We start from the raw sequence: 18,213 nt of genomic DNA, 5'->3' as shown, positions 1-18,213 counted from the left end.
CAGTCGCCTGCTCGCATCATTGCAGTGCGAAAGTGCGGGGGAGAGCGCCGCTTCGACACTCCCGACCTCGGGTTGTGGCGGGCGGTCAATCCAAGGAGTTCGACCGGCGTCCGTCATGGGCGCGATCGAGCAGACAAGACTACGAATCAGTACGGAGAACAGGTTGCCTACTATCAACCAGCTCGTCCGTAAGGGTCGGCAGGACAAGACCACCAAGGTCACCACGCCGGCACTTAAGGGCAGCCCCCAGCGACGCGGTGTTTGCACCCGCGTCTACACCACCACCCCGAAGAAGCCGAACTCGGCGCTGCGCAAGGTCGCTCGTGTGAAGCTGACCTCCGGCATCGAGGTCACCGCGTACATCCCGGGTGTGGGCCACAACCTGCAGGAGCACTCGATCGTGCTCGTGCGCGGCGGCCGTGTGAAGGACCTTCCCGGTGTCCGCTACAAGATCATCCGCGGCGCCCTCGACACGCAGGGCGTGAAGGGCCGCAACCAGGCTCGTTCCCGTTACGGCGCGAAGAAGGAGAAGAAGTAATGCCTCGTAAGGGCCCTGCTCCGAAGCGCCCCCTCGTCGTCGACCCGGTCTACGGTTCGCCGGTCGTCACCCAGCTGGTCAACAAGATCCTGCTGGACGGCAAGAAGTCCATCGCCGAGCGCATCGTCTACGGCGCGCTCGAGGGCTGCCGTGAGAAGACCGGCACCGACCCGGTCGTCACGCTGAAGCGTGCGCTCGACAACATCAAGCCGAGCCTCGAGGTGAAGTCCCGCCGCGTCGGTGGCGCCACCTACCAGGTTCCGGTCGAGGTCAAGCCGGGCCGCGCCACCACGCTGTCCATGCGTTGGTTGGTCGGCTACAGCCGTCAGCGTCGCGAGAAGACGATGACCGAGCGCCTCATGAACGAGATCCTGGACGCGTCCAACGGTCTCGGTGCCGCCGTCAAGCGTCGTGAAGACACGCACAAGATGGCCGAGTCGAACCGCGCGTTCGCTCACTACCGCTGGTAATCCCCGTCGGTGCGTGGGGCAGCTATCCGCCTCACGCACCAGGGGTGCACCTGATGCACCACCCGCCGGGTCCGCCCGGCACCCCAGAACTCATCTCCTAACTCGGGATACCGAGAGAACGAGGCAGACACCGTGGCACAGGACGTGCTGACCGACCTGAACAAGGTCCGCAACATCGGCATCATGGCGCACATCGACGCCGGTAAGACCACGACGACCGAGCGGATCCTGTTCTACACCGGCGTCAACCACAAGATCGGTGAGACCCACGACGGTGCGTCGACCACCGACTGGATGGAGCAGGAGAAGGAGCGTGGCATCACGATCACCTCCGCTGCTGTGACCTCTTTCTGGGAGGGCACCCAGATCAACATCATCGACACCCCGGGTCACGTCGACTTCACCGTCGAGGTGGAGCGTTCGCTGCGCGTCCTGGACGGCGCCGTTGCCGTGTTCGACGGCAAGGAGGGCGTCGAGCCCCAGTCCGAGACCGTCTGGCGCCAGGCCGACAAGTACGACGTCCCGCGCGTCTGCTTCGTCAACAAGATGGACAAGATGGGTGCCGACTTCTACTTCACCGTGCAGACGGTCATCGACCGCCTCGGCGCGGAGCCGCTCGTGCTCCAGCTGCCGATCGGTTCGGAGTCCGACTTCATCGGTGTCGTCGACCTGCTCTACATGCGTGCACTCGTGTGGCCGGGCGACGCCAAGGGTGACGTCACCATGGGCGCGAAGTACGAGGTCCAGGAGATCCCGGCCGACATGCAGGCGAAGGCGGAGGAGTACCGCAACCGCATCGTCGAGCGCGTCGCCGAGGCCGACGACGACCTGATGGAGAAATACCTCGGTGGCGAGGAACTCACCATCGACGAGCTCAAGGCCGGCATCCGTAAGCTGACCGTCAACTCCGAGGTCTACCCGATCCTGTGTGGCTCGGCGTTCAAGAACCGCGGTGTGCAGCCGATGCTGGACGCCGTCGTCGACTACCTGCCGTCGCCGCTCGACGTGCCGCCGATGATCGGCCACAAGCCGGGCGACGAGGAGACCCAGATCACCCGCGAGCCGTCCAAGGACGCTCCGTTCTCGGCCCTGGCGTTCAAGGTCGCCGCGCACCCGTTCTTCGGTTCGCTCACCTTCATCCGTGTGTACTCCGGACGCATCGCCGCCGGCTCCGCCGTGGTCAACACGACCAAGGGCAAGAAGGAGCGCGTCGGCAAGCTGTTCCAGATGCACGCCAACAAGGAGAACCCGGTCGACGAGGCCGTGGCGGGTCACATCTACGCCGCCATCGGTCTGAAGGACACCACCACCGGTGACACGCTGTCCGACCCGAGCGAGCAGATCGTTCTGGAGTCGATGACGTTCCCGGAGCCGGTCATCCACGTGGCCATCGAGCCCAAGACCAAGGGTGACCAGGAGAAGCTCGGCACCGCCATCCAGCGCCTCGCGCAGGAGGACCCGACCTTCTCCGTCCACCTCGACGAGGAGACCGGCCAGACCGTCATCGGCGGTATGGGTGAGCTCCACCTCGACATCCTGGTCGACCGCATGAAGCGGGAGTTCAAGGTCGAGGCCAACGTCGGTGCGCCGCAGGTCGCCTACCGCGAGACCATCCGCCGGTCGGTCGAGAAGTTCGACTACACGCACAAGAAGCAGACCGGTGGTTCGGGTCAGTTCGCGAAGGTGCAGATCTCGATCGCGCCGCTCGACACCGCCGAGGGTGAGCTGTACGAGTTCGACAACGCCGTCACCGGTGGCCGCGTCCCGCGCGAGTACATCCCGTCGGTCGACCACGGCATCCAGGACGCGATGCAGCTCGGCATCCTCGCCGGCTACCCGGTCGTGGGTGTCAAGGCCACCCTGGTCGACGGTGCCTACCACGACGTCGACTCCTCGGAGATGGCGTTCAAGATCGCCGGTTCGATGGCATTCAAGGAAGCCGCCCGCAAGGCGGACCCCTGCTTGCTCGAGCCGATGATGGCCGTCGAAGTGCGTACGCCCGAGGACTACATGGGCGACGTCATCGGCGACCTCAACAGCCGCCGTGGCCAGATCCAGGCCATGGAGGACGTCAGTGGTGCGAAGGTCGTTCGCGCCGTCGTGCCGCTGTCCGAGATGTTCGGGTATGTGGGTGACCTGCGAAGCAAGACCCAGGGTCGCGCCAACTACACGATGCAGTTCGACTCCTACGCCGAGGTTCCCCGGAACGTCGCGGAAGAGATCATCAAGAAGGTCCGGGGCGAGTGATAAGGGATTTGTCCCTTCATCGGTTGACCCGCTAGTTTCCACCAGAATCAAGTAATCACCGACGCCGCCCCGGCGTCAGCAATCAAGTCCTTAGGAGGACCCGCAGTGGCTAAGGCCAAGTTCGAGCGGACCAAGCCGCACGTCAACATCGGCACCATCGGTCACATCGACCACGGTAAGACGACGCTGACGGCTGCCATCTCGAAGGTGCTGCACGACAAGTACCCGGACGTCAACCCGGCGTTCGCGTTCGACGAGATCGACAAGGCTCCCGAAGAGAAGCAGCGCGGTATCACGATCTCCATCGCGCACATCGAGTACCAGACCGAAAAGCGTCACTACGCGCACGTCGACTGCCCCGGTCACGCTGACTACGTCAAGAACATGATCACCGGTGCGGCCCAGATGGACGGCGCGATCCTCGTGGTCGCCGCCACCGACGGCCCGATGCCGCAGACCAAGGAGCACGTCCTCCTGGCTCGCCAGGTCGGCGTTCCCTACATCGTTGTCGCCCTGAACAAGGCCGACATGGTGGACGACGAGGAAATCCTCGAGCTCGTCGAGATGGAGGTCCGCGAACTGCTGTCCTCCTACGAGTTCCCGGGCGACGACCTGCCGGTCGTCAAGGTCTCGGCTCTGAAGGCGCTCGAGGGCGACGAGGAGTGGGGCAAGACCGTTCTGGAGCTCATGGACGCCGTCGACGAGGCGATCCCGGAGCCGGAGCGCGACACCGACAAGCCGTTCCTGATGCCCGTCGAGGACGTCTTCACGATCACTGGCCGTGGAACCGTTGTCACCGGTCGTATCGAGCGCGGTGTGCTGAACGTCAACGAGGAGGTCGAGATCGTCGGCCTTCGTGAGGGTGCTGCGGTCAAGACCACGGTCACCTCGATCGAGATGTTCAACAAGATGCTGGACAGCGGCCAGGCCGGCGACAACGCCGCCCTCCTGCTGCGCGGTATCAAGCGCGAGGACGTCGAGCGCGGCCAGGTCATCGCCAAGCCGGGCACGACCACCCCGCACACCAACTTCGAGGCTTCGGTCTACATCCTGTCCAAGGACGAGGGTGGCCGTCACACGCCGTTCTACGACAACTACCGTCCCCAGTTCTACTTCCGTACCACGGACGTGACCGGTGTCGTGAAGTTGCCGGAGGGCACCGAAATGGTGATGCCGGGCGACAACACCGAAATGTCGGTCGAGCTCATCGCTCCGATCGCCATGGACGAGGGTCTTCGCTTCGCGATCCGTGAGGGTGGCCGCACCGTCGGTGCAGGCCGCGTCACCAAGATCACCAAGTGATCCTCGCCCGCAAGGGCACAGCTTGAACCGAAGCCCCTCAGCCGTTCGCGGCTGAGGGGCTTCGTCATGCCCGCACACGAAGGCGCGACAGTCGCTCGTTACGCCGCAGTACGCGTCCGTACTCGGGCGTAAGGCGCGACCATCGTTCGTCGGTGCGGGCTCAGCTCGCGAAGTGCCGGCGCCAACCGACGTGGCCCACGGACGTCGGGTGACCGCGCCGGTTCAGCGCATCGGCCACTCGACGCACGGCGTCCGCCGGCTGGCGATGGATGTCGCGACTGGTGAGGACGATGAAGATCCATCCGTCGGCCTCGAGTTCCTCACGCCGCCGGATGTCGCTGCGCCACTGGCCTTCACGCTCGATGTGATGGCGTCCGTCGTACTCGATCGCGATCTTGAACTCCGGGTACGCCAGGTCGATGCGCCGACGGACGTGGCCAGTGTCGTCCCGGATCGGGTGGTTGACGAGCGGCTCGGGAAGTCCGGCACTCACGAGCAGCAGCCGCGTCCTGCTTTCGTACGGCGACTCGACCCCGGCACGGACGAGGCTCGCCACCGCCCGCGCGGACGACGCACGCGGGCGATGGTCGAAGCTGGTTTCGGCGAGTTGCTCGATCGTCATCGCCCCGGCGTGCACGAGCGAGTCACCCAGGACGAGCAGGTCGACGAACGGCAGCTCGGTGGACAGGTCGGCGAATGTCTGTGTTCCGTTGGTGACGTCGATCCCGCCTCGCTCGGTCAGCGTCGGTGGCTTGCGATACCAGTGCAGTTGCACGTCGTCCCGTTTCGAACTTCGTCGTTCGACGGAACCGAGATGAACAACACTGCTTCGCGGCACGACGGCGCCGAGCAGAACGGCTGCGGTCTGCCGACAGGCGAACTCCGCGGCCGGCAGTTTGCGGAGCAACGCGGCCACGATCTGTGTCTCGGACGGTGCGGCGTCGGCGCGGCAGTACAGACCACGCGACAACGCCCGGTACCGGCGGCCGCGCAGTTGCCGCCCCTCGATCCCGGCGGCCAATGCTTCCTTGCGGGTGAACACCTGGTGCATGCGGCAGACCTTGGCACGGACATGACGGTCGCTTCGGAGTTCTCCACACCGTCCACCACCAAAGCGCGACGGTCGTGCGTTACGCCGTAGTACGTGTCCGTACTCAGGCGTAAAGCGCGACCGTCGCGACTTGGATTGCCGATCAGCTACCGACGTAGCACTTGGTCGGCTTGAAGTTGTCGACGGCCATCAGGAACTTCACCTCATAATCGTTCCAACCGTCCGTGCGCAACTGCTTGGTCGGCGAGGTGGCTGCCTGGACAACGCCCTGGTCGTCGGAGCAGATGGCGGTCATCGAGGTGTTGCCGCCCTTGCCGTCGGTCTTGTACCGGCCCGAGACGATGGCGGTCTTGGTCGCCGGGTCCTGGGCGACCTTCATGTTCGGGTCCACCTCGGTGACGGTCGCGTAGCTGTTCTCGGCGTTCTTGGTGATCTTCAGACGCACCTTCTTGGCCGACGCCGGCAACTCGCCGCTCGCGCGGGTCACCTTGATGACGTTGGTGCCCTTGTTGACCGAGATGCTGTCCTTCACGGTGCCGACCTCGTTGCCGGACGCGTCCAGCAGCACGTACTCGATGTCGACCAGGCCGCGGCCCGAGGAGTCGACGTGCAGCACGGAGTAGAAGTCGCCGCGGTCGCCGCCGGCGGTGCGGTAGCCACCCAGCTTGACGATCTCGGCCTTGGTCAGCGGACCGGACGGGATGGCGCTTACGCTGGCGTCCAGTGCGGACTTGTCGTTCTTGTCCTCACGCTCGGACGTCGGCTTCTCCTCGCCGGCCTGCTCGGAGCCACCCTGTGAGGTCTCCGACGCCGACTCCGACGTCGTGCTCGAAGAGTCGGACGAGTTCTGCGACTCGGGGGTCGAGGGCGTCGAGGACGCCGAGGACGCCGTGCTGGTGGCGGTCGGTGCGTCTTTGCTGTTGCACGCGGTCAGGCCGAGTGCGGTGGTCAGTGCGATTGCGGACAGTGCGACGCGCTTTGTGGTGCGCATGACGAATCCCCCTTAAGGATCAGCTGTATTGGTGTGAACCGTGGTTGCGACGGCGGCACCCGGCAGCGGGTTCCAAGACGATCGCGCCGACCGGGACATCGGCACCGTCGATCGTCATCTCACCGCGCGAGCCCGTGCACGGCAGGGTCGGGCGGGCTGGAAGAATGGGCGACCGTCTGGTTACCTCAATCCGGGAGCTGCTGTGGCCCTTGTCGACCTGTCCGCCGAAGAACTCGCCGCCTTCATGACGGCGCAGAAGTCCGCGTACGACGAACTGAAGTCGCGCGGTCTGAAGCTGGACGTCACCCGTGGCAAACCGTCCGCCCAGCAGCTCGATCTGTCGAACGAACTGCTGAAGCTGCCGACCGGCTACGTGGCCGCCGATGGCACCGACACCCGTAACTACGGCGGACTGCACGGCCTCACAGAGCTCCGCGAGATCTTCGCCGAACTGCTCGGTGTGAGCGTGGATCAGCTTGTGGCGCAAGGTAATTCCAGCCTCACGCTGATGCAGCAGGTGCTGGTCGACTGCTTGTTGCACGGCGCCGTCGACAGCGAGCGCCCGTGGAGCGGCGAGGACGAGATCAAGTTCATCTGCCCGGTGCCCGGCTACGACCGCCACTTCTCGCTGCTGAACTCCTTCGGCATCGAGATGGTCACCGTCCCGATGAACGCCGACGGCCCGGACGCCGACAAGATCGCCGCGCTGGTCAAGGACGATGCGTCCATCAAGGGCATGTGGGTCGTGCCGACGTACGCCAACCCGACCGGCGACACCGTCAGCCAGGAGGTCGCCGCGAAGCTGCTCGCGATGCCGACCGCCGCCCCTGACTTCAAGATCTTCTGGGACAACGCCTATGCGCTGCACCACCTCACGGACGTCGAGACCAAGTCGGTCGACGTGTTGTCGCTCGCCGCGTCGTCCGGCAACCCGAACCGTCCGATCCTGTTCGCCTCGACCAGCAAGATCACCTTTGCCGGCGCGGGCGTCGCGTTCCTGGCCGCGTCCACCGAGAACATCGGCTGGTTCCTCAAGCACCTGGGGATGAGTTCGATCGGCCCCGACAAGGTGAACCACCTTCGGCACGCGGAGTTCTTCAAGGACGCCGACGGGGTTCGCGCGCACATGCGCAAGCACGCCGAGATCATCGCGCCGAAGTTCGAGGCGGTCGATCGCATCCTCACCGAACGCCTCGCCGAGCACGACATCGCCGAGTGGACCAAGCCGATCGGTGGCTACTTCGTCAGCCTCGACGTGCTGCCCGGCACCGCGTCCCGTGTGGTGCAGCTGGCCAAAGAAGCGGGCATCGCCCTGACCCCCGCCGGCTCCAGCTTCCCGCTCGGCACCGACCCCGACGACGAGAACATCCGCCTGGCCCCGACCATGCCCCCGTTGGAAGAGGTCGAGGTCGCGATCGACGGCGTGGCCACCTGCGTCCTGCTCGCGGCGGGGGAGTACCTCTCCAAGAATTGAGCTACCCCCAACACGCTGCACGAGCATGGGCGAGCGCCGCGTTCGAGACCCGGTGACGGTCGCCTACTCCGGCGATACGAAACCGCCCGAAACCGACGCCACCACAAACGCAGCGCGTCCGAAATGTCGGGACATTCTGACGATCCGACCCGGTAGGCAATACCACAAAGGGTGTGGGACAGTGTGTCCTGTGAGTGACCAGGGCCACGTGGAGCCGACGCCGGCGTTCTTCCTGGCCGGTGGTACCGGAATCTCCGCCGAGACCCTCGGAAACATGATTCTTCAGCAGTTCCCCAACGTGACGTTCGTGCGGCAGAAGATCCCGTTCATCACCTCGGTCGAAGCGGCCGGCGAGGTCGTGCAGATGCTGGACGCGGCCAAGACCGACACCGTCACTCCGCTGGTGTTCTCCACTGTCGCCGACGAGCAGATCCGCTCCGAACTCATGCGCACCCAGTGCGCGTTCATCGACCTGTTCGGCTCACAGCTGGACGAGGTCGAGAAGGTGCTGCACGCCGAGGCCGCGCACAAGGGTGGCTCGGCACATGCCGTCCGCGACCAGGCCCGGTACGACTCGCGCATGAAAGCGGTCGAGTACGCCATCGAGCACGACGACGGCGCCAGCTTCCGCGCGATCGAGAAGGCCGAGGTCATCCTGTTGGCACCGTCGCGGTGCGGCAAGACGCCCACCACGATGTACCTCGCCCTCCAGCACAGCGTCTTCGTGGCGAACTACCCGCTGGTCGACGAAGACCTCGAGTCAGCCAAGCTGCCGCGTCCGATCGCGCCGTACGCCGACAAGTGCTTCGGGCTGATCTCGACGGCGGCCCGCCTGTCCGCGGTGCGCAACGAGCGACGTCCGGGCAGCAAGTACGCCTCCCAGGCCCAGTGCCTGTTCGAACTGCGTCGTGCGGAAGCGATGTTTCGCGCGCACAAGATCCCGTTCATCAACTCCTCGACGATGTCGATCGAGGAGATGGCGGCCGTGATCATGCAGACCCTCAAACTCAATCGCGTTCACTGACAACCGTTTACACGGCCCTTCCGGAAGGACCTGCAATGAGCAGCAACATCGAGTGGTACGAGAACCTCGGCATGCACGATGTCGAGTTGGTCGGCGGCAAGAACGCCTCCCTCGGTGAGATGGTGCAGCACCTGTCCAAGGCGGGCGTGCGCGTCCCGAGCGGTTTCGCCACGACGGCGGACGCCTACCGCCGCTTCCTGATCGAGTCGGGTCTGGCCGAGCGCATCGACGGGATGCTGAAGACGCTGGACGTCGACGACGTTCGTGAACTCGCCCGCGTCGGCAACGAGATCCGCAGCGCGGTCGAGCAGCAGCCGTTCCCGACCGACCTCGAGGCCGAGATCCGTCAGGCCTACGAGAAGCTCGCCGGCGAGCACGGGGACGAGGTCAGCTGGGCGGTGCGTTCGAGCGCGACGGCCGAGGACCTTCCGGACGCGTCCTTCGCCGGGCAGCAGGAAACCTTCCTCAACATCCACGGCATCGACAACATCCTGCACGCGATCAAGCTGGTCTTCGCCTCGCTCTACAACGACCGCGCGATCGCCTACCGCGTCCACAACAGCTTCGAGCACTCGGTCGTCGCGCTGTCGGCCGGCATCCAGAAGATGGTGCGTTCCGACATCGGTTCGTCCGGTGTCATGTTCACGATCGACACCGAGTCCGGCTTCAAGGACACCGTGTTCATCACGTCGTCCTACGGTCTGGGCGAGGCCGTCGTCCAGGGCGCCGTGAACCCCGACGAGTTCTACGTCTACAAGCCGGCGCTTGCGGCGGGCAAGCCCGCGATCCTCAAGCGCGGCGTCGGCGGCAAGGCGATCAAGATGGTCTACACCGACGACAAGTCGGTCGGTCGCACGATCGAAACCGTCGATGTCGACCCGGCCGACCAGGCTCGCTTCAGCATCACCGACGCGGACGTCGAGGAGCTCGCCCGTCACGCGGTGAAGATCGAGGAGCACTACGGCCGCCCGATGGACATCGAGTGGGTCAAGGACGGACTCGACGGCCTGATCTACGTCGTCCAGGCCCGTCCGGAGACGGTGAAGTCGCGCGAATCCGGTTCGCAACTGGAGCGATTCACGATGAAGTCGCGCGGCGACGTGCTGATCGAGGGCCGCGCGATCGGTCAGAAGATCGGTGCCGGCGCCGTCCGCAGCCTGAAGTCGATCGACGATATGGCGCAGTTCCAGGCCGGCGAGGTGCTGGTCGCCGACATGACCGACCCCGACTGGGAGCCGATCATGAAGAAGGCGAGCGCGATCGTCACCAACCGTGGTGGACGCACCTGCCACGCCGCGATCATCGCGCGTGAGCTCGGCATCCCGGCCGTCGTCGGCACCGGCGACGCGACCCGCAACCTTGCGGACGGCGCCGAGGTCACGGTGTCGTGCGCCGAGGGTGACACCGGTTTCGTCTACGAGGGCATGGTCGACTTCGAGGTCACCACGACTGCTCTGGACGAGATGCCGGAGCTGCCGGTCAAGGTCATGATGAACGTCGGCACGCCCGACCAGGCGTTCGAGTTCTCCCGCCTGCCGAACAAGGGCATCGGCCTGGCGCGGTTGGAGTTCATCATCAACCGCCAGATCGGCATCCACCCCAAGGCGCTGCTCGAACTCGACCAACAGGACCCTGAGCTGAAGGCGGCCATCGAGGAGCAGATCGCGGCGTACGACAGCCCGCGCGAGTTCTTCGTCAAGCGTGTTGCCGAAGGTGTGTCGATGCTGGCGGCGGCGTTCGCGCCCGAGCCGGTCATCGTCCGGATGTCCGACTTCAAGTCGAACGAGTACGCCAACCTGCTCGGTGGTGAGGCGTACGAGCCGCACGAGGAGAACCCGATGATCGGTTACCGCGGTGCGTCGCGGTACCTGTCGAAGGACTTCGCCGACTGCTTCGCGATGGAGTGCGAGGCGCTGCGGTTCGTCCGCGAGGACATGGGCCTGACGAACGTGAAGATCATGATTCCGTTCGTGCGTACCATCGCCGAGGCGAAGGGCGTCATCGAGCTGCTGGGCCAGCATGGTCTGAGGCGCGGCGAGAACGACCTGCAGGTCGTGATGATGTGCGAGGTGCCCTCGAACGCGGTCATCGCAGACCAGTTCCTGGAGCACTTCGACGGGTTCTCGATCGGCTCGAACGACATGACCCAGCTGACTCTCGGCCTCGACCGTGACTCCTCGCTGGTGGCGGGTTCGTTCGACGAGCGCGACGACGCAGTCAAGGCGATGCTGTCGATGGCGATCAAGGCCTGCCGTGAGCAGGGCAAGTACGTCGGCATCTGCGGCCAGGGTCCGTCCGACCACCCCGACCTCGCCGAGTGGCTGCTCGACCAGGGCATCGAGTCGATGTCGCTGAACCCCGACACCGTCGTCGAGACCTGGTTGCGTCTGGCCAAGCACGTCAAGGCCTGATAACCGACGCCGGAGCCGGCGTGGTCGGGTGCTCGTGGTCCTCACGTTGGTTTCGGCGCATACGGATTCGCAAGCTCATCCGTCGGGCTCAACCAGCGGCTGGGTCGCGGTGTTCGAGTAATGCGGAGCGTCCCCAACCACACGCCCGCACACTGAGTCCGGCGTATTGAGCACCTCAGACGTCGGAGATCGTGGTGTGTGACAGCTTGCGGCCGGCGATGAGCACACCGCCGATCAGGCACAACACGGCGGCGATCAGCCCGAACCACACCGGCGGGTGCACCTTCTGGCCCACGTCGGCGACGGAGTGCAGGACACTGGTGCCCCAGGCGCGAGCCGAGAGCCAGGCCGCCGGCGAGATCAGCGAGGTCAGGCTCGCTTCCCAGACCAGCCAGTACACCAGGCATCCGACGAGGCTGCGGTTCAGCAAGGTCGCGAGCGTGGTGAAGATCCCGGCATACGCGACGGAAGCGGTCACGCCGCCGAGCAGCGCACCGAGCCAGAGGTCGTCCTGCACGCCGACCATGATCAACGCGGCGATCATCATCGGCACCGCCGCGAACACCAGAATGCACAGCAGCACCACGAACGCCTTCGTCGCGATGATCGACAGCCGCGACACCGGTTTGGTCAGCAGGTAGATGATCGAACCGTCATCGAACTCGGAGTTGATCAACGTCGTGGTCGCCATGAGCGCGACGACGGGCACGACGATGCCGATGCCGAACGTCCGCACGAGCACCAGGGGAGCATCGCCGGGAGACAGGGTGTCACCGTCGGCGACCCGGATCAGTGTGGCGAGCAGCAACAACAACGCCGGGATGAGGAACAGCAGGATGGCGCGGGCCCGCCCGAACAACGAGCGGACGGCCAGGCGCAGGATCGGAATGTTCATCGGCCCACCAGGTAACTGAAGACGCTTTCCAGCGATTCGTCGGTCGGGATCAGTTCGAAGAGTCGGACCTCGGCATCACGGGCGAGTTTCGCGACCACCGTCGCGAAGCGTCCGAAGTCGTCGGCTTCGACCTCGAGGTACTTCTCGCCATTGACCCGGACGCCGCGCACGGTGTCTTCGCGCATCAGCAAGGTCGCAAGTAATCGGTTGTCGCTGCTACGGATTCGGTACTGGTTCGGACGATCGGTCATCAACCGTCGGATGGCCGCGAAGTCTCCGGACGCCGCGTGCCGTCCGGAGACCACTACCTCCACCTGGCGCGCCAATTGCTCGACCTCCTCCAGGATGTGCGAGGAGAAGACGATCGTGCGCCCTTGTGCCGCATACGAATTCAGCAGACTCATCATCGAGCGCCGCTGGATCGGATCCATGCCGTTGAACGGTTCGTCGAGCAGCAGCACCGCGGGATCGTGGACCAGCGCCGCGGCCACCTTGATGCGTTGGCGCATGCCCTTGCTGTAGGTCGAGATCTTGCGATCGGCCGCGTCGGCCAGAGCGACCAACCCCACCGCGTGCTTGGTCGCGGCCTCTGCTTGGGGGAGTCGGTGCAGGTCGGCGTTCAGCCGCACGAACTGCTCGCCGGTGAGGAAGTCGTACATCGGTTCCTGCACCGGCACGAGTCCGATGTGGCGATACATGCCGACGTCGCCGCGCACCGGACGTCCGTCGAGTGTCACGCTGCCGGCCGACGGAGCAAGGAGTCCGGCCATCATCGACAGCAACGTCGACTTGCCGGCACCGTTCGGGCCGAGCAGTCCGGTGACGCCGGGACGGATGTCCATGGAGACGTCGTTGACCGCGACAACGTTGCCGTACCACCGCGAAACCGATTGCAGCACAAGGTCGCTCACAGCGATGCCGCCTTTCGCATCCGCTGGATCAACAGCAAGGTCGGTGCGACCACCCACACCACACAGACCGCAGCGGCCGCAGGCACTCCCACTCCGGTCGGCCTCGGGATGGTCGGGTTGGGCGTCGGTTGGTCGAAGAGCCCGGCGACGAGTTCGGCGACCGCGGTGAAGGGATTGAATGACGCCGGGATCTGCCCGCGTGCGGGATGCTCGCTCTGGTAGGTGATGCTCAGCGCGCTGGTGACGATGCCCGAGGTCACCATCAGCACGATGATCATCGCGGCGACGGCGAGCCCGGAGCGCGTCGTCAGCGTGCACACCAACCCGGCGATCGCGGCCAGGATCAGCGCGAGCAAGAGCGCCCCGAACAATGCGGAGAGGTAGTTGCGGGTGTGCACCCCGCGGTCGAGTTCGGAGGTCATCGCGACGCCGTACCAGATGGTCATCGGCACGGCCACGACCAGGAAGATCGCGGTGGCCAGTGCGGCCAACCGCGTCAGCACGAACATCGTCCGCGACACCGGACGCGCGAAGTACAGCACGATCGTCCGATACCGCAGGTCGCGCGCGAACAGCACCGGCGCCTGCGTCGCCACGAACACCGTGATCAACAGCTGCGTCCAGTACGGGAAGCCGAAGTAGTTGGACAGGGGCGCGAACAGCTCGGCCTGGTCGGTCAGCGACATCCGTCCGAGCTGGACGATGATGCCCGCCAGCACGACCGCCGGGATGAGCATGAGGCCGGCGATCAGCCAGGGCATCACCTTGGACTTGCCGGAGCGACCGACGCCGAACGCATGCCCGAGCGAGACCGTGAACAGTTCGCGCAGGATCGCACCCGTGCCCAGGCGGCGTCCCTGGAATCCGCGATATCCCAGGTCGTGAATGACGCCCTGGCGACTCGGCGTGCTCATGCGTCAGCCCCTTGTTGGAAGACCTCTTCGAGGGTGTGGTGGATCTCCTGCACCCGCACGAGTCCGAGCCCGAGGTCGACGGCGACATCGCGGACGACGTCCAGTGCCTCCGGACGATCGATGCGCACCTGCACCTGTTCGCCGGCCGGCCAGGCCTGCAGGCCGTGGTCGACGAGCGCCTGCCCGAACCGGCGGTCACTGCCCGCCGGACCCAGCACCTCGACCAACACCGTGCCGGTCGTGTGCGTGAGCTCGGACGTGGCGGACGCGCGCAGCAGGCAGCCGGCGTCGATCACCACGATGTGGTCGGCAGTGCGCTCGAGCTCACCGAGCAGGTGACTGGTCACCGCGACCGAGATGCCGAAGTCGCTGCCCACCCGTGCGATGAGGTCGAGCATGTCGTCGCGGGCGCGCGGGTCGAGTCCGTTGGTCGGCTCGTCGAGGAAGACCAGGCTCGGGTCGTGCACGATCGCCTGCGCGAGCTTGGCCCGCTGCTTCATGCCGGTGGAGTAGCCGCCCATCGCGCGGTGGCGTTCCTCGTCCAGCCCCACGTGGCGCAACACCTCGGACGTGCGCTCACGGGCGGCCGTACGGGGCAGCCCGGACATCAACGCCATGTGCATCACGAAGTCGGCCGCGCTGACATCGCCTGGCAGACAGTCGTGTTCGGGCATGTAACCGACGCGCGACCGGATCTCTGCACCCTGCGTAGCGGGGTCGAGTCCGAGGACGCGTGCGGATCCGCTGGTCGCCGGAAGCAGCCCGAGCAGCACCTTGATGAGGGTCGATTTACCGGCACCGTTCACCCCGACGACTCCGGTCACACCGGCGGGGATCCGCAGACTCAGGTCGTCGAGGGCGCGCACGCCGGGGTACTGCTTGGTCAGTCGGTCCGTCTCGATGACGAACCCCTGCGCGGGTTGCACCGTCGGCACCCCCTCATCAGCCGGAACGATTCGTCCGCAGCGTATGCCCGTTCACCGACAGCGTCCGGACGGCGCGCTCAGGTCGCCCGGATCGCTTGCACCAGCGCGGGCAGGGCGCTCGCTGCCGGTGCCCGCCAGACGTGGGTCACCTCGTCGCTGTGCTCGGTCGGATTCGGGTTGATCTCGATCACCGGCACGCCCCGAGCCCCGGCGAACCTCGGGAGCAGCGACGCCGGCGCTACGATGCCGGAGGTGCCGACGGTGAGCACCAGATCGGCACCTTGTACTTCCTCGACCGCCCGGTCGAACGCGTCCGGCGGGAGCATCTCGCCGAACCACACGACGCCCGGACGCACCAGCCCGCCGCACGCCGGACAACTCGGGGGAGTGAGCCGTTCGACCGGCTCGTGCGGCACGTCCACGCGATCGGTGTACGGACGCTCGCAGTCGCTGCACCGGAACGCCGACAGGTTGCCGTGCAGGTGGACGACGTCGCTGCTGCCGCCGCGTTCGTGCAGGTCGTCCACGTTCTGTGTCACCACCAGGACGTCGGCCCCCTTCTCCCAGTCGGCCAGCGCCCGGTGTCCTGCGTTCGGCTCCACCTGATGGTGCCGCTCGAACCGCCACAGGTACCAGGCCCACACCATCTCCGGGTCCTCGTCCCAGGCCTCGATGCTCGCCAACTGCATCGGGTCGTAGCGGTTCCACAGCCCGTCCTCGGGGTCGCGAAACGTCGCAAGCCCGCTCTCGGCCGAGATCCCCGCACCGGTGAGCACCACCACCCGCCGCGCGTCCCGGGCCACCTCTAGTACTTCGTCCAGCACGTTCGTCATGCGTTCACGGTAGTTGTCCACAGGGCTCTCAGCAGGATCGGCGGATTGGGCGCACCATGTGCCGATGGACGTCGTGTCGTGGGAAGAGGTGCAGTCGCGTGGACTCGGCGCCCGGGACGTGCGCCGACTCGTCGCGACCGGTGAATGGACACGTCTGCGGCGAGGGTGGTTTGCCACCCGCGCCGCTGCGGACGACGAGGACGCTCACCGTCTTCGCGCGATCGCGTACAAACGGGAGTACGCCGGCCGAGCGGTCATCAGCCACGTGTCGGCGCTCGTCCACTGGGAATTGCCGACGATCGATCGTGATCTGTCGGTGGTGCACCTGTCGAGGACGGTCGCGGGGAAGTCACGCCGTCTCGGTGACTCGGTGTTCCAGGAGAAGAAGCGCGAAGATCACCTGCGCTCGGCTGGATCGTCGTCCGCGTTGTGTGGTCCGATCTGAAGATCCCTGGGCGCGTTGCGACCCTCGTCCGCGAGGCGGTTGCTCGGGCGTCGTGAGTGTGGCCCGGTGGTGCTGGGTTCTCAGGCGGTGTCGTATCGCCTTCCGGCGGCGGGCTTTCCGGGGTGTGGAGTTTTCAAGCGGGCTTTGGACGGACCGGGGTGCGGCGGCTCTGCTTGCCCACGTCACCTACCTGGGACGGGGAGTTCGAAGTTTGCGCAGGTTACGTACAAAGGCCCGGGTTACGTCCGGATGCGCACGTTATAACGTGCGCATCCGGATGCAGCGTGGGCACCTGTACGTAGCCTGCGCATCTGTACCTACGGTGCGCATCGTTGCTGTCGACGGCGCTCGAATTCTGGTCGGTTCCGACGCTCGAAAAGTGAACGGTGTGTGGGCAGCTTAACCGGGCTGCTGGTCGGTGGTCTCACGGACGCTGGGCAGGGTGTCGATGCCGCGGTTACGTAGTCGGTACGACGCGCCCTTGAGGTTCAGGACCTCGGCGTGGTGCACGACGCGGTCGATCATCGCGGCCGCGACGACCTGGTCCCCGAACACTCCTCCCCAACCACTGAACGGCAGGTTCGACGTCAGGATCAGCGAGGCGTGTTCGTAGCGGCTGCTGACCAGCTGAAAGAAGAGATTCGCGGCGTCTTGCTCGAAGGGCAGGTAGCCGACCTCGTCGACGATGATCAGCCCGTAGCGCCGCAACCTCGCTAGCTCGTTGGGGAGTTTCCCGGCGCGGTGGGCTTCGGTGAGCCGGGTGACCCACTCGGTCGCGGTCGCAAACAGCACCCGATACCCGTGGTTCGCTGCAGCGATCCCTAAACCGGTAGCCAGGTGGGTCTTACCGGTGCCGGGCGGGCCCAGCAAGACGACGTTGCGGCCCTCAGTCAAGAATCCACCCGTGGCCAAGGCGGCGATCTGCTGGCGGACGCCGGGTTGGGCGTCCCAGTCGAACTCCTCGATCGTCTTCCGGGCCGGGAACCCAGCGCCCCGGATGCGTAACTGCGCACCGGATGCGTTCCTGGCGGCGACCTCACGGTCCAGCACCGCGGCGAGGTACTCCTCATGGCTCCAGTTCGCGTCCCGAGCGTGGTCGCCAAGACGGGCAGCGGACTCGATGATCCGTGGCGCCTTCAGTGCTGATGCCAGGTAGCTCAGCTGCTTGAGCGCCTCGCTCACGTTGCTCTTCTTGCCTGTGCTGCTGGTCATCCCGCCACCTCCCCAACGACAACACCGGACGGGCCGTTGACGAGTCCGAAGGCGCGGTCGTAGTCGGCCAAGTCACGCACCAACCCGGCATCCGGATCAATGACCGGACGTGGACGTTGGAACTGCTCACGCAACACCGATGCGGTCGCGACATGCGCCGGGTCGGTGATGGTCATGCCGCGTGCCCACACCCGCTCGTGGGTGGCGACGAGGCGTCCTTCGTACCGAACCTCGACCCGGCCAAGGTCAGCGCTCACCTCCACGAACCGGCCGATCACCGCCGGATCAACGGAGTAGTCGCTGCTATCCACGCGGACGTAGTAGTCGCGTCCTAACCGGACCCGGTTGAACCACCCGACCGCCGGCGACACTGGCGGCAACGGAAGCATCGCTGCCTTATCGGTGTCGAGCCGTTCAATCGGTTTCGCCTTGATCGTGCGCACTACCCGACTGTTCGCGATCGCGAGCCAGTCAGTGAACTGGGAGTTGAAGTCGCCCGGTGACGCAAACGACCGGCCGGGCATGAACGAGGTCTCGTAGTACCCGTTGCGGCGCTCAACCACGCCCTT

The 18,213-nt window shown here is 65.8% G+C and carries 17 protein-coding genes; 8 read left to right on the top strand and 9 right to left on the bottom strand.

Annotated elements, in window-relative coordinates; translation table 11 throughout:
* The first annotated feature begins 163 nt into the window (after nucleotides 1-163).
* The 4 genes from rpsL to tuf all read left to right on the top strand — a co-directional run bounded on the left by rpsL (nucleotide 164) and on the right by tuf (nucleotide 4,557).
* Entirely contained in the window at nucleotides 164-538 is a 375-nt protein-coding gene (gene rpsL / locus ACYU8W_RS13060) for a 30S ribosomal protein S12 (RefSeq protein ID WP_129626036.1), read from the top strand.
* Nucleotides 538-1,008, top strand: a complete 471-nt coding sequence (rpsG, locus tag ACYU8W_RS13055; protein WP_129626038.1) for a 30S ribosomal protein S7 — start codon at nucleotides 538-540, stop codon at nucleotides 1,006-1,008. The genes rpsL and rpsG overlap by 1 nt, the downstream gene beginning before the upstream one ends.
* Before the next feature lie 132 nt (nucleotides 1,009-1,140).
* On the top strand, nucleotides 1,141-3,255 hold the full coding sequence (gene fusA, locus ACYU8W_RS13050; protein ID WP_499469709.1) for an elongation factor G: 2,115 nt from the start codon (nucleotides 1,141-1,143) through the stop codon (nucleotides 3,253-3,255).
* Nucleotides 3,256-3,360: 105 nt separating this feature from the next.
* Nucleotides 3,361-4,557: an elongation factor Tu gene (gene tuf / locus ACYU8W_RS13045; protein WP_129626042.1), complete on the top strand. Its 1,197-nt coding sequence runs from the start codon at nucleotides 3,361-3,363 to the stop codon at nucleotides 4,555-4,557.
* A gap of 160 nt (nucleotides 4,558-4,717) precedes the next feature.
* On the opposite strand, the gene ACYU8W_RS13040 is transcribed toward tuf, so the two are convergent.
* Nucleotides 4,718-5,608 carry an endonuclease domain-containing protein gene (locus ACYU8W_RS13040; protein WP_499469707.1) on the bottom strand — a complete coding sequence of 297 codons (891 nt, stop codon included), beginning with the start codon at nucleotides 5,606-5,608 and terminating at the stop codon, nucleotides 4,718-4,720.
* 142 nt (nucleotides 5,609-5,750) lie between these two features.
* A complete protein-coding gene (locus tag ACYU8W_RS13035; RefSeq protein ID WP_499469705.1) occupies nucleotides 5,751-6,599 on the bottom strand; it encodes a hypothetical protein in 849 nt (282 codons plus the stop codon).
* Between the two features lie 202 nt (nucleotides 6,600-6,801).
* Here ACYU8W_RS13035 and ACYU8W_RS13030 point away from each other — a divergent pair, with 202 nt between their 5' ends.
* From ACYU8W_RS13030 to ppsA, 3 genes are all read left to right on the top strand, one after another.
* The gene (locus tag ACYU8W_RS13030; RefSeq protein ID WP_499469703.1) at nucleotides 6,802-8,073 is read left to right on the top strand and encodes an aspartate aminotransferase type Ic; all 1,272 of its coding nucleotides are present in this window, start codon (nucleotides 6,802-6,804) and stop codon (nucleotides 8,071-8,073) included.
* Between the two features lie 190 nt (nucleotides 8,074-8,263).
* On the top strand, nucleotides 8,264-9,097 hold the full coding sequence (locus ACYU8W_RS13025; protein ID WP_499469696.1) for a pyruvate, water dikinase regulatory protein: 834 nt from the start codon (nucleotides 8,264-8,266) through the stop codon (nucleotides 9,095-9,097).
* Nucleotides 9,098-9,132: 35 nt separating this feature from the next.
* On the top strand, nucleotides 9,133-11,508 hold the full coding sequence (gene ppsA, locus ACYU8W_RS13020; RefSeq protein ID WP_499469694.1) for a phosphoenolpyruvate synthase: 2,376 nt from the start codon (nucleotides 9,133-9,135) through the stop codon (nucleotides 11,506-11,508).
* A 175-nt stretch (nucleotides 11,509-11,683) separates the two neighbouring features.
* On the opposite strand, the gene ACYU8W_RS13015 is transcribed toward ppsA, so the two are convergent.
* The 5 genes from ACYU8W_RS13015 to ACYU8W_RS12995 all read right to left on the bottom strand — a co-directional run bounded on the left by ACYU8W_RS13015 (nucleotide 11,684) and on the right by ACYU8W_RS12995 (nucleotide 15,987).
* Nucleotides 11,684-12,403 carry an ABC transporter permease gene (locus tag ACYU8W_RS13015; protein WP_499469692.1) on the bottom strand — a complete coding sequence of 240 codons (720 nt, stop codon included), beginning with the start codon at nucleotides 12,401-12,403 and terminating at the stop codon, nucleotides 11,684-11,686.
* Nucleotides 12,400-13,314, bottom strand: a complete 915-nt coding sequence (locus ACYU8W_RS13010; protein ID WP_499469690.1) for an ABC transporter ATP-binding protein — start codon at nucleotides 13,312-13,314, stop codon at nucleotides 12,400-12,402. Before ACYU8W_RS13010 ends, ACYU8W_RS13015 begins: the two co-directional genes overlap by 4 nt.
* Nucleotides 13,311-14,228 carry an ABC transporter permease gene (locus ACYU8W_RS13005; protein ID WP_499469688.1) on the bottom strand — a complete coding sequence of 306 codons (918 nt, stop codon included), beginning with the start codon at nucleotides 14,226-14,228 and terminating at the stop codon, nucleotides 13,311-13,313. The genes ACYU8W_RS13010 and ACYU8W_RS13005 overlap by 4 nt, the downstream gene beginning before the upstream one ends.
* On the bottom strand, nucleotides 14,225-15,154 hold the full coding sequence (locus tag ACYU8W_RS13000) for an ABC transporter ATP-binding protein (RefSeq protein WP_499469686.1): 930 nt from the start codon (nucleotides 15,152-15,154) through the stop codon (nucleotides 14,225-14,227). Before ACYU8W_RS13000 ends, ACYU8W_RS13005 begins: the two co-directional genes overlap by 4 nt.
* 77 nt (nucleotides 15,155-15,231) lie before the next feature.
* Nucleotides 15,232-15,987 carry an SIR2 family NAD-dependent protein deacylase gene (locus ACYU8W_RS12995; protein WP_499469684.1) on the bottom strand — a complete coding sequence of 252 codons (756 nt, stop codon included), beginning with the start codon at nucleotides 15,985-15,987 and terminating at the stop codon, nucleotides 15,232-15,234.
* 64 nt (nucleotides 15,988-16,051) lie between these two features.
* Between ACYU8W_RS12995 and ACYU8W_RS12990 the strand changes: the two genes are divergently transcribed.
* Nucleotides 16,052-16,432 (top strand): hypothetical protein, encoded by a 381-nt coding sequence (locus ACYU8W_RS12990; protein WP_499469682.1) that lies wholly within the window; start codon nucleotides 16,052-16,054, stop codon nucleotides 16,430-16,432.
* A gap of 399 nt (nucleotides 16,433-16,831) precedes the next feature.
* Here ACYU8W_RS12990 and istB read toward each other — a convergent pair whose 3' ends face one another.
* Both istB and ACYU8W_RS12980 read right to left on the bottom strand, forming a co-directional pair.
* Entirely contained in the window at nucleotides 16,832-17,644 is an 813-nt protein-coding gene (gene istB / locus ACYU8W_RS12985; RefSeq protein ID WP_499469680.1) for an IS21-like element helper ATPase IstB, read from the bottom strand.
* Nucleotides 17,641-18,213, bottom strand: a 573-nt coding sequence (locus tag ACYU8W_RS12980; RefSeq protein ID WP_499469678.1) for a Mu transposase domain-containing protein, incomplete at its 5' end; no start/stop codon positions are given. The genes ACYU8W_RS12980 and istB, both read right to left, overlap by 4 nt.

The organism is Yimella radicis, from assembly GCF_054778255.1.
This window is presented reverse-complemented; position numbering and strand designations above follow the sequence as displayed.